This is a genomic window from Georgenia sp. Z1491 (genome assembly GCF_049856175.1).
In the GTDB taxonomy this organism is placed as follows: Bacteria; Actinomycetota; Actinomycetes; order Actinomycetales; family Actinomycetaceae; genus JB111.
In genome coordinates this window covers 208752-223651 of the sequence record NZ_JBNDNA010000004.1, presented here as the reverse complement: position 1 = coordinate 223651, position 14900 = coordinate 208752, and the positions used below count along the sequence as shown (strand labels likewise).

The window sequence follows — 14900 nt, the reverse complement described above, 5'->3', positions numbered from 1 at the left end:
AGGCGCCGCGACCGCGGCGCAGTGGCAGGGCCCGGCGTGGGCCCGACCGACCACGACTGCTCGAACCCAGCACAGGAGAAGCAGAATGACCACGCGCAGCAAGACCTACCGCAAGGCCGCCGAGAAGATCCACGACGGCGAGCTCTACGCCCCGCTCCAGGCGGTCCGCCTGGCCAAGGAGGGCGCCACCACGACGTTCGACCAGACCGTCGAGGTCGTCTTCCGCCTCGGCGTCGACCCCCGCAAGGCGGACCAGATGGTCCGCGGCACCGTCAACCTCCCGCACGGAACCGGCAAGACCGCCCGGGTCCTGGTCTTCGCCGTCGGCGACCGTGCGCAGCAGGCCATCGACGCGGGTGCCGACGAGGTCGGCGGCGACGAGCTCATCGAGAAGGTCGCGGGCGGCTACACCGGCTTCGACTCGGCGATCGCCACCCCTGACCTCATGGGCAAGGTCGGCCGGCTCGGCCGCGTGCTCGGTCCCCGTGGCCTCATGCCGAACCCGAAGACCGGCACCGTGACGATGGACGTGGCCAAGGCGGTGAACGACATCAAGGGCGGCCGGATCGAGTTCCGCGTCGACAAGCACGCGAACCTGCACTTCGTCATCGGCAAGGCCTCGTTCGACGAGACGAAGCTGGTGGAGAACTACGCGGCCGCGCAGGAGGAGATCCTGCGGCTCAAGCCGGGCAGCTCGAAGGGCCGGTACATCTCGCGGGCGACGATGAGCACGACGATGGGCCCGGGCATCCCGCTCGACGCCACCAAGACGCGCAACCTCACCAGCGAGGACGCGTCCTGACCGCAGCCTGACGCACCGCGGGCCCGGCACCCACCTGGGTGCCGGGCCCGCTTGCGTGAGCAGGCACACGCCGGGCGGGGGTCCGCCGGAGGGCGCCGCCCGCTACGATGGACCCGCCACAGACCGTCGGTCGTGCGGGACTCGTGTCCCGCGCCGAAGTCCACCCGGGTGGAGCCTGCGCAGGCGAGCTACGAGCCGAAGCATCACACCGATGCCACCGAGCCCCGTGCCGTCCGCGCACGGGGCTCTTCTTCGTCCGTGTGGGCACCCGCCGGTCCCACATCGGAAGGAGGGCTCATGGCAAGGCCGGACAAGACCGAGGCCATCGCCGAGCTCGAGACGGGCTTCCGCGAGGCTCAGGCCGTGCTGCTCACCGAGTACCGCGGCCTGTCGGTCTCCCAGCTCATGGAGCTGCGCCGCTCGCTCGCGGGCACGGCCCGTTACGTCGTCGCGAAGAACACCCTCGCGGCGATCGCGGCCGAGAAGGCCGACATCGAGATCGACCGCGAGTCCCTCACGGGGCCGACGGCGATCGCCTTCGTCCACGGTGAGGTCTCGGAGGCCGCCAAGGCCCTGCGCGACTTCGCCAAGGACAACGAGCAGCTCGCCATCAAGGGCGGTGTCCTCGACGGCGTCCAGCTCTCGGCGGACGACGTCCGCACGCTCGCGAACCTCGAGTCCCGCGAGGTCCTCCTGGGCAAGGCGGCCGGTGCCTTCAAGGCCGCGCTGTTCCAGGCGGCCTACATGTTCACCGCGCCGGCCACCCAGGCCGCCCGCACCATCGACGCCCTGCGCGAGAAGCAGGCAGCCGCCGAGGCCTGACCGGCCCGGCAGTACACCCCACCTCTGCTCGCGTAGCAGGACCGAAACGGAAGGAAAGCCACCATGGCCAAGCTCACCACCGACGAGCTCATCGAGGCGTTCAAGGAGCTCACGCTCATCGAGCTGTCCGAGTTCGTCAAGCAGTTCGAGGAGACCTTCGACGTCGTCGCGGCGGCCCCGGTCGCCGTCGCGGGCGCTGCGCCCGCCGCCGCCGGCGGCGGCGAGGGCGGCGACGACGCGGCCGAGCAGGACTCGTTCGACGTCGTGCTCGAGTCCGTCGGCGACAAGAAGGTCGCGGTCATCAAGGAGGTGCGCGCGCTCACGTCCCTCGGTCTCAAGGAGGCCAAGGACCTGGTCGACGCAGCCCCGAAGGCCATCCTCGAGGGCGTCGACAAGGACGCCGCCGACAAGGCCAAGGAGCAGATCGAGGCGGCCGGCGCCACCGTCACCGTCAAGTGATCGCCGCCCTCTGAGAAGGGGGCGCGCAGAACGACCGGCCCGGGGCCGGGACCCGCACGGGTCCCGGCCCCGGACCTGTTCCGGGAACCCTTCGTGCGCGTTCCAGGGACGGAGCGGGCGCGCGTGCCCTACACTGGACGCGGCCGACGGCCGGTCCGACGCAGCAGGGTCGCTGCGACGGGTCTCACGGACTCACCTGGGTGAGTGCGGGATCACGGGCACCTGCGGGTGCGCGCACCTGGACGGGGCGCTGCGCCGTGTGTAAGGTGGACACTTGCGTTAGCCGACGCCTGCCCTGCCTCCACCCACCCGAGCACCGATGTGCTCCGGACATCTCGAGCCGCGCCACCAGGCGTGATCCTCCCGGGGAACGGGCACGAAGTCGACACGCGCCGCGTGCACACCTCTCCGCAGGGAAGGACCCCCTTTGGCTGCCTCGCGCACCTCTGCCGCCCCGTCCGCCGACCTCGTCGCGAAGCGCCTCGCGTCGCCCAGGCTGTCGTTCGCCAAGATCTACGAGCCGATGCAGGCGCCCGACCTGCTCGGCCTGCAGACCGAGAGCTTCGACTGGCTCCTGGGCAATGACGCCTGGCGGGCCCGCTCCGAGGCCGACCCGGCCGGGTCGAGCCACACCATCTCGGGCCTGGAGGAGATCTTCGAGGAGATCTCGCCGATCGAGGACTTCTCCGAGTCGATGTCCCTGTCGTTCCGGGACCACCGCTTCGAGCCCGCGAAGTACACCGCCGAGGAGTGCAAGGAGAAGGACCTCACCTACGCCGCTCCGCTGTTCGTCACGGCGGAGTTCATGAACAACACGACCGGTGAGATCAAGTCGCAGACCGTGTTCATGGGCGACTTCCCTCTCATGACCGACCGCGGCACCTTCATCATCAACGGCACCGAGCGCGTCGTCGTCAGCCAGCTCGTCCGCTCGCCGGGCGTCTACTTCGAGCGCACGCCGGACAAGACCTCGGACAAGGACATCTTCACCGCGAAGGTCATCCCGTCCCGCGGCGCGTGGCTCGAGCTCGAGATCGACAAGCGGGACGCCATCGGCGTGCGCATCGACCGCAAGCGCAAGCAGTCCGTCACGGTGTTCCTGCGGGCCCTGGGGCTCACCGAGTCCGAGATCCGCGGCCACTTCGAGGACTACCCCGTCCTGCTGGAGTCCCTCGAGAAGGACACGGTCAAGACCCAGGACGAGGCGCTGCTGGACATCTACCGCAAGATCCGTCCGGGCGAGCCGCCCACGGTCGAGGCCGGCCGCAACCTGCTGGACTCCTACTACTTCGCGCACAAGCGCTACGACCTGGCCAAGGTCGGCCGCTACAAGATCAACAAGAAGCTCGGCATGACGACGCCGGCGGGGGAGTCGCTCCTGCGCGTCCAGGACATCGTCTCCACGATCCGGTTCATCCTCGCCCTGCACAAGGGTGAGGAGACGCTGCCCGGCACCCGGGACGGCGAGAAGGTCGACGTCCGGGTCGAGACCGACGACATCGACCACTTCGGCAACCGTCGCATCCGCGCCGTCGGCGAGCTCATCCAGAACCAGGTCCGTACGGGCCTGTCCCGGATGGAGCGCGTCGTGCGCGAGCGCATGACCACGCAGGACGTCGAGGCCATCACGCCGCAGACGCTCATCAACATCCGGCCGGTGGTCGCCTCCATCAAGGAGTTCTTCGGCACCAGCCAGCTGTCGCAGTTCATGGACCAGAACAACCCGCTCTCGGGCCTGACCCACAAGCGCCGTCTCTCGGCGCTGGGCCCCGGCGGCCTGTCGCGTGACCGCGCCGGCATGGAGGTCCGTGACGTCCACCCCTCGCACTACGGCCGCATGTGCCCGATCGAGACCCCTGAGGGGCCGAACATCGGCCTCATCGGCTCGCTGGCGACGTTCGCGCGCATCAACCCGTTCGGGTTCGTGGAGACCCCGTACCGCCAGGTGGTCGACGGCCGGGTCACCGGCGAGATCGAGTACGTCACGGCCGACGACGAGGACCGCCACACGATCGCCCAGGCGTCGGCCCCGCTGAACGAGGACGGCACCTTCGTCGAGGAGCGCGTCCTGTGCCGCACCCCCGGCGGCGAGCCGGCGCTCATCGAGCCCGCCGAGATCGCGTTCATGGACGTCTCGGCGCGGCAGATGGTCTCCGTCGGCACGGCGATGATCCCGTTCCTCGAGCACGACGACGCCAACCGCGCGCTCATGGGCGCCAACATGCAGCGTCAGGCCGTCCCGCTCATCCGCGCCGAGGCCCCGCTCGTGGGCACCGGCATGGAGCGTCGGGCGGCGGTCGACGCGGGCGACGTCGTCACCGCGCAGGTGGCCGGCGTCGTCACCGAGGTCTCGGCCGACTCGGTGGTCGTCCTCGACGACGACGGCGGCAGCTACACGCACCGCATCATGAAGTTCAACCGGTCCAACCAGGGCAATTCCTACAACCAGCGCGTGCTGGTCGACGAGGGCGACCGGGTCGAGGTCGGATCCGTGCTGGCCGACGGCCCCTCGACCGACGAGGGCGAGCTCGCGCTCGGCCGCAACCTCCTCGTCGCGTTCATGTCCTGGGAGGGCTACAACTACGAGGACGCGATCATCATGTCGCAGCGTGTCGTCACCGACGACATGCTCACCTCGATCCACATCGAGGAGCACGAGGTCGACGCCCGCGAGACCAAGCTCGGCGCCGAGGAGATCACCCGTGACCTCCCCAACGTCTCCGAGGAGATCCTCGCGGACCTCGACGAGCGCGGCATCATCCGTATCGGTGCCGAGGTCAGCGCCGGTGACGTCCTCGTCGGCAAGGTCACGCCCAAGGGTGAGACCGAGCTGACGTCCGAGGAGCGACTCCTGCGCGCGATCTTCGGCGAGAAGGCGCGCGAGGTGCGCGACACCTCGCTCAAGGTGCCCCACGGCGAGTCCGGCATCGTCATCGGCGTGCGGGAGTTCACCGAGGACGACGACGAGCTGCCCCCGGGCGTCAAGCAGCAGGTGCGCGTCTACATCGCGCAGCGCCGCAAGATCACCGACGGCGACAAGCTCGCCGGCCGGCACGGCAACAAGGGCGTCATCTCCAAGATCCTGCCCGTCGAGGACATGCCGTTCCTGCCCGACGGCACCCCGGTCGACGTCATCCTCAACCCGCTCGGCGTCCCCGGCCGTATGAACGTGGGCCAGGTCCTCGAGCTCCACCTGGGCTGGGCCGCGGCCAACGGCTGGGACATCACCGAGGCCGTCAAGGCGGCCGAGGAGTGGACGAAGAACCTGCCCGAGCACGTGCACCGCGCCGAGCCCGGCTCGACCGTGGCGACCCCGGTGTTCGACGGCCTGCAGCAGGACGAGCTCGAGGGCATCCTCGGGCACACCCTGGTGGGCCGCGACGGCGACCGCGTGGTCGGGGCAGACGGCAAGGCGCAGCTGTTCGACGGCCGGTCGGGCGAGCCGTTCCCGCACCCGATCTCGGTCGGATACATGTACATCCTCAAGCTGCACCACCTGGTCGACGACAAGATCCACGCCCGGTCGACCGGTCCGTACTCGATGATCACGCAGCAGCCCCTGGGCGGTAAGGCCCAGTTCGGCGGCCAGCGGTTCGGCGAGATGGAGGTGTGGGCGCTCGAGGCGTACGGCGCCGCGCACGCCCTGCAGGAGCTGCTGACCATCAAGTCCGACGACGTCACGGGACGCGTGAAGGTCTACGAGGCCATCGTCAAGGGCGAGAACATCCCCGAGCCGGGCATCCCGGAGTCGTTCCGTGTGCTCATCCAGGAGATGCGCTCGCTGTGCCTGAACGTCGAGGCCCTGGACTCCTCCGGGACGCTCATCGACCTCAAGGACTCCGACGACGAGGTGTACCGCGCGGCCGAGGAGCTGGGCATCGACCTCTCCCGCCGCCCGGACGCCTCGAGCGTCGACGAGCTCTGACCCGCCGCGCAGCGGCATTCGAACACGAGCGCTACCTGAACGAAGGAAGTAGGACACGTTGCTCGACGTCAATCTGTTTGACCAGCTCCACATCTCCCTGGCCACCGCCGGCGATGTGCGCGAGTGGTCGCACGGCGAGGTCAAGAAGCCGGAGACGATCAACTACCGCACGCTCAAGCCGGAGAAGGACGGCCTGTTCTGCGAGAAGATCTTCGGTCCCACCCGGGACTGGGAGTGCAACTGCGGCAAGTACAAGCGCGTGCGCTACAAGGGCATCATCTGTGAGCGCTGCGGCGTCGAGGTCACCCGCTCGAAGGTCCGCCGCGAGCGGATGGGCCACATCGAGCTGGCGGCCCCGGTCACGCACATCTGGTACTTCAAGGGCGTCCCGTCGCGCCTGGGCTACCTCCTCGACCTCGCCCCGAAGGACCTCGAGAAGGTCATCTACTTCGCGGCGTACATGATCACCGAGGTCGACGAGGACGGCCGGCACGAGGACCAGAGCACCCTCCAGAACGAGATCGACCTGGAGAAGTCCGAGCTGAGCAAGGCGCGCGACCTCGCGGTCGAGCAGCGCCGGCAGAAGCTCGAGGCCGACCTGGCCGAGCTCGAGGCCGCCGGCACGGACTCCTCGGCCCGCGACAAGGTCCGCAAGTCGGCCGAGCGCGAGGCGAACCAGATCCGGCGCAAGGGCGACGGTGAGATCGAGCGGCTCGAGAAGGTCTGGGACCGCTTCAAGGCGCTCTCGGTCGGCGACCTCGAGGGCGACGAGTCGCTCTACCGCGAGATGAACGCCCGCTTCGGCATCTACTTCAAGGGCTCTATGGGCGCCACGGCGATCCAGAAGCGCCTGGAGACCTTCGACCTCGAGGCCGAGGCCGAGTCGCTGCGCGAGACCATCGCGACCGGCACCGGTCAGCGCAAGACCCGCGCGCTCAAGCGCCTCAAGGTCGTCAACGCGTTCCTCACCACCGGCAACTCGCCGCTGGGCATGGTGCTCGACTGCGTGCCGGTCATCCCGCCGGACCTGCGTCCCATGGTCCAGCTCGACGGCGGCCGGTTCGCCACGTCGGACCTCAACGACCTCTACCGCCGCGTCATCAACCGGAACAACCGCCTCAAGCGGCTGCTCGACCTGGGCGCGCCGGAGATCATCGTCAACAACGAGAAGCGCATGCTCCAGGAGTCGGTGGACGCGCTCTTCGACAACGGCCGTCGCGGCCGCCCGGTCACGGGCCCCGGCAACCGTGCGCTGAAGTCGATCTCCGACATGCTCAAGGGCAAGCAGGGCCGGTTCCGGCAGAACCTGCTCGGCAAGCGCGTGGACTACTCGGGCCGCAGCGTCATCGTCGTCGGCCCGACGCTGAAGCTCCACCAGTGCGGTCTGCCCAAGCAGATGGCGCTCGAGCTGTTCAAGCCGTTCGTCATGAAGCGGCTGGTCGAGCTCAACCACGCCCAGAACATCAAGGCGGCCAAGCGCATGGTCGAGCGCCAGCGCACGCAGGTGTGGGACGTCCTCGACGAGGTCATCCGTGAGCACCCCGTGCTGCTCAACCGCGCGCCGACCCTGCACCGCCTCGGTATCCAGGCGTTCGAGCCGCAGCTCGTCGAGGGCAAGGCGATCCAGCTCCACCCCCTCGTGTGCGGCGCGTTCAACGCGGACTTCGACGGCGACCAGATGGCGGTCCACCTGCCGCTGTCGGCCGAGTCGCAGGCCGAGGCGCGGATCCTCATGCTCTCGAGCAACAACATCCTCAAGCCGTCGGACGGCCGTCCGGTGACCATGCCCAGCCAGGACATGATCATCGGCCTGTTCCACCTCACGACCGAGCTCGACGAGGGCACCGGCGCAGACCGGTACTTCTCCTCGGTGTCCGAGGCCATCCTCGCGATGGACAACGGCGAGCTCGATCTCGGCGCGAAGATCTCGATCCGGTTCACCGACCTGGTCCTGCCCGAGGGGCACGAGCAGGCCGCGAGCGCCGCCGCCGGCGAGCCCGTCGTGCTGCGCACTACACTCGGTCGCACGCTGTTCAACGAGCTGCTGCCGGTGGACTACCCGTTCATCGACGAGGTCGTGGACAAGAAGCGGCTCGGCCGCCTGGTCAACGACCTGGCGGAGCGGTACCCCAAGGTCGACGTGGCCGCGAGCCTCGACGCGCTCAAGGAGGCGGGCTTCCGCTGGGCGTCCCGCTCGGGCGTGACCATCGCGATCTCCGACGTCGTGGCCCCCGAGGCCAAGGCGGGGATCCTCGAGGAGCACGAGCGCAAGGCCGAGGCGATCCAGGACCAGTACGACATGGGTCTGATCACCGACGACGAGCGGCGCCAGGAGCTGATCGACATCTGGGGCGAGGCCACCGACGCGGTCGCCGACGCCATGCGCGCGAACTTCCCCAAGGACAACACCGTGTTCCGCATGGTGTCCTCGGGTGCGCGAGGCAACTGGATGCAGGTCCGTCAGATCGCCGGCATGCGCGGTCTCGTGGCCGACCCGAAGGGCGAGATCATCCCGCGCCCGATCAAGTCGAACTACCGCGAGGGCCTGTCCGTCCTCGAGTACTTCATCGCCACCCACGGTGCGCGCAAGGGTCTTGCGGACACCGCGCTGCGCACCGCGGACTCGGGCTACCTCACGCGTCGTCTCGTCGACGTCTCGCAGGACGTCATCGTCCGTGAGGCCGACTGCGGGACCCGTGGCGGGCTGCCCGTGACGATCGGCGTCCCGTCGGCGTCGGGGGAGGGCATCGTCCTCGACGAGAGCGTCGAGACCTCGGCGTACGCCCGGTCCCTGGCGGCCGACGTCGTCGACGCCGAGGGCACCGTGCTGGCCTCGGCGGGCGACGACGTCGGTGACGTGCTCATCGACCAGCTCGTCGCCGCCGGCGTCACCGAGGTCAAGGTCCGGTCCGTGCTCACGTGCGAGTCGAGGGTCGGGACCTGCCAGAAGTGCTACGGCCGGTCGCTGGCCACGGGCAAGCTCGTGGACATCGGCGAGGCCGTCGGCATCATCGCGGCGCAGTCGATCGGCGAGCCCGGTACCCAGCTGACGATGCGCACCTTCCACACCGGTGGTGCGGCGTCGGCGGACGACATCACCCAGGGTCTGCCCCGTGTCCAGGAGCTCTTCGAGGCCCGCACCCCCAAGGGTGAGGCCCCGATCTCCGAGGCCGCCGGCCGCGTGACCGTCGAGGACACCGACAAGGGGCGCTCGCTCCGCGTCACCCGTGACGACGGTCAGGAGGACGTGGTCTACCCCGTGTCCAAGCGGTCGCGCCTCCTCGTCGAGGACGGGCAGCACATCGCCGTCGGCGACCAGCTGGTGTTCGGCGCGGTCGACCCGAAGGCCGTGCTGCGCATCCTGGGCCCGCGCCGGACCCAGGAGCACCTCGTCGCGCAGGTCCAGGAGGTCTACCGCTCGCAGGGCGTGGACATCCACGACAAGCACATCGAGGTCATCGTGCGGCAGATGCTGCGTCGCGTGACCGTGCTGGACTCGGGCGAGACCCGGCTGCTGCCGGGCGAGCTCATCGACCGGACCGCGTTCAACGACGAGAACCGTCGCGTCGTCTCCGAGGGCGGGAAGCCGGCAGCCGGCCGGCCCGAGCTCATGGGCATCACCAAGGCGTCGCTCGCGACCGACTCGTGGCTCTCTGCGGCCTCCTTCCAGGAGACCACCAAGGTGCTCACCGAGGCGGCGATGAGCGGCCGTCGCGACCCGCTGCTCGGCCTGAAGGAGAACGTCATCCTCGGCAAGCTCATCCCCGCGGGGACGGGTCTGCCGCGCTACCACGACGTCGTCGTGGAGCCCACCGAGGAGGCGCGTCAGATGGCCTTCACCGAGCTGGGTTACTCCGAGCTCGACTTCGTCGGCAGCCGTGCGGGCGAGCCCGTGCTGCTGGACGACATCGACTTCTCCGCCTACGGCGGCGAGACCTACCCCGAGTTCCGCTGACCACGGGGGAGCGGCGCTCCCCCGTCCGCAGCACCCTGCCGCCGGCCCCGACGCATCGCCGTCGGGGCCGGCGGCGCCCCGGAAGGCGTCGACGTGTCACATCACACCACTTCGGCGACCCCGGTCCTTTGACGCCAGAAACTGGCGGCCGCTACTCTGGACGGCGGTGCCCGGACCGATCGGGCCCTTGCGCGCACGTCACCTGCCCCGGTCCTCGACCAGCGGCCGGCGGCGGACGACCAGAGGCGGACCGCCCGCGACGTCACCACGGCCCTCCGGGGCCGGTCGGCGTCACGCAGGTGCGCCACGCCCGAGCGCGGGGTGCAGAGATCAGATCGATCCGAGGCAGTCGCACCGATTGCAGCAACGAGACGGAGAAGTAGTGCCCACGATCCAGCAGCTGGTCCGCAAGGGCCGGTCGGTCAAGTCGAGCTCCTCGAGCACGCCGGCCCTCAAGGGGAGCCCGCAGCGTCGTGGCGTGTGCACCCGCGTGTACACGACCACCCCGAAGAAGCCGAACTCGGCACTGCGGAAGGTGGCGCGCGTCCGTCTCTCGAGCGGCATCGAGGTCACCGCCTACATCCCGGGCGTCGGGCACAACCTCCAGGAGCACTCGATGGTGCTCGTGCGCGGCGGTCGTGTGAAGGACCTGCCCGGTGTCCGCTACAAGATCGTGCGCGGCGCGCTCGACACGCAGGGCGTGAAGAACCGCAAGCAGGCCCGGAGCCGCTACGGCGCCAAGAAGGAGAAGAAGTAATGCCTCGCAAGGGTCCTGCCCCGAAGCGTCCCGTCGTCGTCGACCCGGTCTACGGCTCGACGATCGTCACCCAGCTCGTCAACCGCGTGCTGCTGGACGGCAAGAAGTCCACCGCCGAGCGGATCGTCTACGGCGCCCTCGAGGGCGTCCGCGGGAAGACCGAGGGCGACCCGACGGCCGTCCTCAAGCGCGCCCTGGACAACGTGCGGCCCTCGCTCGAGGTCCGTTCGCGCCGCGTGGGTGGCTCCACCTACCAGGTGCCGGTCGAGGTCCGTCCCTCCCGGTCCACCACGCTGGCGCTGCGCTGGCTCGTCGACTACGCGCGCGCCCGCCGCGAGAAGACGATGACCGAGCGCCTGATGAACGAGATCCTCGACGCCTCGAACGGGCTCGGTGCCGCGGTCAAGCGCCGCGAGGACATCCACAAGATGGCCGAGGCCAACCGCGCCTTCGCGCACTACCGCTGGTGATCGAGCGCGGCCGGCACGTCCGGCCGCGCCCCGCATCCGACCGACACCGAGACTCACGAGGAGAAACCCGACGTGGCAACTGACGTCATGACCGACCTCACGAAGGTCCGCAACATCGGCATCATGGCGCACATCGACGCCGGCAAGACGACGACGACCGAGCGGATCCTGTTCTACACGGGCGTCAACCACAAGCTCGGTGAGACCCACGACGGCGCGTCGACGACCGACTGGATGGACCAGGAGCAGGAGCGCGGCATCACCATCACGTCCGCCGCCGTGACGTGCTTCTGGGAGACCAACCAGATCAACATCATCGACACCCCGGGGCACGTCGACTTCACGGTCGAGGTCGAGCGCTCGCTGCGCGTCCTCGACGGTGCGGTCGCCGTCTTCGACGGCAAGGAGGGTGTCGAGCCCCAGTCGGAGACCGTGTGGCGCCAGGCGGACAAGTACGACGTCCCCCGCATCTGCTTCGTCAACAAGATGGACAAGCTCGGCGCGGACTTCTACTTCACCGTCGACACGATCGTCAAGCGCCTCGGCGCGAAGCCGCTCGTGCTCCAGCTGCCGATCGGCGCGGAGAGCGACTTCACCGGTGTCGTGGACCTCGTCCAGATGCGCGCCCTGGTGTGGCCCGCGGACTCCAAGGGCGACACGACGCTCGGCGCCAAGTACGAGGTGCACGAGATCCCGGCCGACCTCAAGGAGCGCGCGGAGGAGTACCGCACCCAGCTCATCGAGACGGTGGCCGAGGCCGACGAGGCCCTCATGGAGAAGTACTTCGAGGGCGAGGAGCTGACGGTCGAGGAGATCAAGGCGGGCATCCGCAAGCTGACGGTCAGCTCGGAGGTCTACCCGGTCCTGTGCGGCTCGGCTTTCAAGAACCGCGGCGTGCAGCCGATGCTCGACGCGGTCGTCGACTACCTCCCCAGCCCGCTCGACGTCCCGGCGATCCCGGGCGTCGACCCCAAGGACGAGAACGTCGTCATCGAGCGGCACGCGGACTCCACGGAGCCGTTCTCCGCCCTCGCGTTCAAGATCGCCGTCCACCCGTTCTTCGGCCGGCTCACCTACATCCGGGTGTACTCGGGGACGATCAACTCCGGGTCCGCGGTGCTCAACTCGACCAAGGGCAAGAAGGAGCGCATCGGGAAGATCTTCCAGATGCACGCCAACAAGGAGAACCCGGTCGAGGAGATCGGTGCCGGCCACATCTACGCCGTCATCGGTCTGAAGGACACGACGACGGGCGACACGCTCTCCGACATGAACGACCCGGTCGTGCTCGAGTCCATGAGCTTCCCGGAGCCGGTCATCCACGTGGCGATCGAGCCGAAGACCAAGGGTGACCAGGAGAAGCTGGGCACGGCGATCCAGAAGCTCGCCGAGGAGGACCCGACGTTCACGGTCCGCCTCGACGACGAGACCGGTCAGACGGTCATCGGCGGCATGGGCGAGCTGCACCTCGACATCCTCGTCGACCGCATGAAGCGCGAGTTCCGCGTGGAGGCCAACGTCGGTGCGCCGATGGTCGCCTACCGCGAGACCATCCGCCGCGCGGTGGAGAAGGTCGACTACACGCACAAGAAGCAGACCGGTGGCTCCGGCCAGTTCGCGAAGGTCCAGGTGTCCTTCGAGCCGCTGGACACCGAGGACGGGGAGCTCTACGAGTTCTCCAACGCCGTCACGGGTGGCCGCGTGCCGCGGGAGTACATCCCGTCGGTCGACGCCGGTATCCAGGACGCGATGCAGGGCGGTGTCGTCGCGGGCTACCCGCTGGTCGGCATCAAGGCCACCCTCCTGGACGGCGCGTACCACGACGTCGACTCCTCGGAGATGGCCTTCAAGATTGCCGGCTCGATGGTCCTCAAGGAGGGCGTGAAGAAGGCGGACCCCGTCCTTCTCGAGCCGACGATGGACGTCGAGGTGCGTACGCCCGCGGAGTACATGGGCGACGTCGTCGGCGACATCAACTCGCGGCGTGGCATGATCCAGTCGATGGAGGACGCCACCGGCGTCAAGGTCGTCCGGGCGCTCGTGCCGCTCTCCGAGATGTTCGGGTACGTCGGTGACCTTCGGTCGAAGACCCAGGGCCGCGCGGTGTACTCGATGCAGTTCCACAGCTACGCCGAGGTTCCTCGGAACGTCGCTGAGGAGATCATCAAGAAGACGCGGGGCGAGTAGGTCCCACGGGCCGCACCCCAGCACCAATCCCAACCGACCCGTAGGATCCATCTGCCCCTGGCGTGGGCATCCGGTTCTCGCCAGACAGACAACTACCCGAGTCCCAGGAGGACACCACAGTGGCTAAGGCCAAGTTCGAGCGGACCAAGCCGCACGTCAACATCGGCACGATCGGTCACGTCGACCACGGCAAGACGACGCTGACCGCGGCGATCTCGAAGGTTCTGGCGGACCAGTACCCCGACCTCAACGACTTCACGCCGTTCGATCAGGTCGACAACGCTCCCGAGGAGCGTCAGCGCGGCATCACGATCAACGTCTCCCACGTCGAGTACCAGACGGAGAAGCGCCACTACGCGCACGTCGACGCCCCTGGTCACGCCGACTACGTGAAGAACATGATCACCGGTGCTGCGCAGATGGACGGCGCGATCCTCGTGGTCGCGGCGACCGACGGCCCGATGGCCCAGACCCGCGAGCACGTGCTGCTCGCCCGTCAGGTCGGCGTGCCCTACCTCCTCGTGGCGCTCAACAAGTCCGACATGGTCGACGACGAGGACCTCCTCGAGCTCGTCGAGATGGAGGTCCGCGAGCTCCTCACGGACCAGGAGTTCCCCGGCGACGACGCCCCCGTGGTGCGCGTCTCGGCGCTCAAGGCGCTCGAGGGTGACGAGCAGTGGGTCAAGTCGGTGCAGGACCTCATGGCCGCCGTCGACGAGAACGTCCCGGACCCGGTCCGTGACATCGAGAAGCCCTTCCTCATGCCGATCGAGGACGTCTTCACGATCACCGGTCGTGGCACGGTCGTCACCGGTCGTGTCGAGCGTGGCCAGCTCAAGGTCAACGAGGACGTCGAGATCGTCGGCATCCAGGAGCAGAAGCAGACCACGACGGTCACGGGCATCGAGATGTTCCGCAAGCTGCTCGACACCGCCGACGCCGGCGAGAACGTCGGCCTCCTCCTGCGCGGCACCAAGCGCGAGGACGTCGAGCGTGGCCAGGTCGTCTGCAAGCCCGGGTCGATCACGCCGCACACGCAGTTCGAGGCGCAGGTCTACATCCTGGGCAAGGACGAGGGTGGTCGTCACAACCCCTTCTACTCGAACTACCGCCCGCAGTTCTACTTCCGCACCACCGACGTCACCGGCGTCATCCAGCTGCCCGAGGGCACCGAGATGGTCATGCCCGGCGACAACACGGAGATGACGGTCGACCTCATCCAGCCCATCGCCATGGAGGAGGGCCTCGGCTTCGCCATCCGCGAGGGTGGCCGCACCGTCGGCTCGGGCCGGGTCGTCAAGATCCTCAAGTGATCGCAGCCGGCACGCGCCGGTAGCAGGGCAGGGCCCGCCACCCCTCCGGGTGGCGGGCCCTTCCGCATGCCCGCAGAGCGTGCGCGGACGGTGGAGGCGCGGCCTGGACCGCACGCTGCCGAGTTGGACCGCGCTCTGCCGAGCTGGACCGATGGCTGCCGAGCCGGACCGCGCTCTGCCGAGCTGGACCGCGGCACGGTCCAGGTCGAG

At 68.9% G+C, this 14900-nt stretch carries 9 protein-coding genes; all 9 read left to right on the top strand.

All coding sequences use genetic code 11. From position 1 onward, the window contains the following. The first annotated feature begins 85 nt into the window (after nt 1-85). The 9 genes from rplA to tuf all read left to right on the top strand — a co-directional run bounded on the left by rplA (nt 86) and on the right by tuf (nt 14690). On the top strand, nt 86-802 hold the full coding sequence (gene rplA / locus ACPYO4_RS06205; RefSeq protein ID WP_425708347.1) for a 50S ribosomal protein L1: 717 nt from the start codon (nt 86-88) through the stop codon (nt 800-802). A gap of 297 nt (nt 803-1099) precedes the next feature. Continuing rightward, nucleotides 1100-1624, top strand: a complete 525-nt coding sequence (rplJ, locus tag ACPYO4_RS06200; RefSeq protein ID WP_425708346.1) for a 50S ribosomal protein L10 — start codon at nt 1100-1102, stop codon at nt 1622-1624. A gap of 63 nt (nt 1625-1687) precedes the next feature. Further along, nucleotides 1688-2083, top strand: coding sequence for a 50S ribosomal protein L7/L12 (rplL, locus tag ACPYO4_RS06195; RefSeq protein ID WP_425708345.1), 396 nt, complete (start codon nt 1688-1690; stop codon nt 2081-2083). A gap of 427 nt (nt 2084-2510) precedes the next feature. Then, nucleotides 2511-6008, top strand: coding sequence for a DNA-directed RNA polymerase subunit beta (rpoB, locus tag ACPYO4_RS06190; RefSeq protein WP_425708344.1), 3498 nt, complete (start codon nt 2511-2513; stop codon nt 6006-6008). 58 nt (nt 6009-6066) lie between these two features. Further along, nucleotides 6067-9963 carry a DNA-directed RNA polymerase subunit beta' gene (locus ACPYO4_RS06185; RefSeq protein ID WP_425708343.1) on the top strand — a complete coding sequence of 1299 codons (3897 nt, stop codon included), beginning with the start codon at nt 6067-6069 and terminating at the stop codon, nt 9961-9963. A 382-nt stretch (nt 9964-10345) separates the two neighbouring features. Beyond that, nucleotides 10346-10720 carry a 30S ribosomal protein S12 gene (rpsL, locus tag ACPYO4_RS06180; RefSeq protein WP_425708342.1) on the top strand — a complete coding sequence of 125 codons (375 nt, stop codon included), beginning with the start codon at nt 10346-10348 and terminating at the stop codon, nt 10718-10720. Beyond that, nucleotides 10720-11190 carry a 30S ribosomal protein S7 gene (gene rpsG, locus ACPYO4_RS06175; protein ID WP_425708341.1) on the top strand — a complete coding sequence of 157 codons (471 nt, stop codon included), beginning with the start codon at nt 10720-10722 and terminating at the stop codon, nt 11188-11190. The genes rpsL and rpsG overlap by 1 nt, the downstream gene beginning before the upstream one ends. Before the next feature lie 72 nt (nt 11191-11262). Beyond that, complete coding sequence (fusA, locus tag ACPYO4_RS06170) at nt 11263-13377, top strand: elongation factor G (RefSeq protein WP_425708340.1); 2115 nt, start codon at nt 11263-11265, stop codon at nt 13375-13377. A gap of 119 nt (nt 13378-13496) precedes the next feature. Further along, nucleotides 13497-14690, top strand: a complete 1194-nt coding sequence (tuf, locus tag ACPYO4_RS06165) for an elongation factor Tu (protein WP_425708339.1) — start codon at nt 13497-13499, stop codon at nt 14688-14690. Nucleotides 14691-14900: the final 210 nt, after the last annotated feature.

Coding starts and splice junctions, on each gene's coding strand:
- rplA (WP_425708347.1), top strand. CDS start 86: ATGACCACGCGCAGCAAGACCTACCGCAAGGCCGCCGAGAAGATCCAC.
- rplJ (WP_425708346.1), top strand. CDS start 1,100: ATGGCAAGGCCGGACAAGACCGAGGCCATCGCCGAGCTCGAGACGGGC.
- rplL (WP_425708345.1), top strand. CDS start 1,688: ATGGCCAAGCTCACCACCGACGAGCTCATCGAGGCGTTCAAGGAGCTC.
- rpsG (WP_425708341.1), top strand. CDS start 10,720: ATGCCTCGCAAGGGTCCTGCCCCGAAGCGTCCCGTCGTCGTCGACCCG.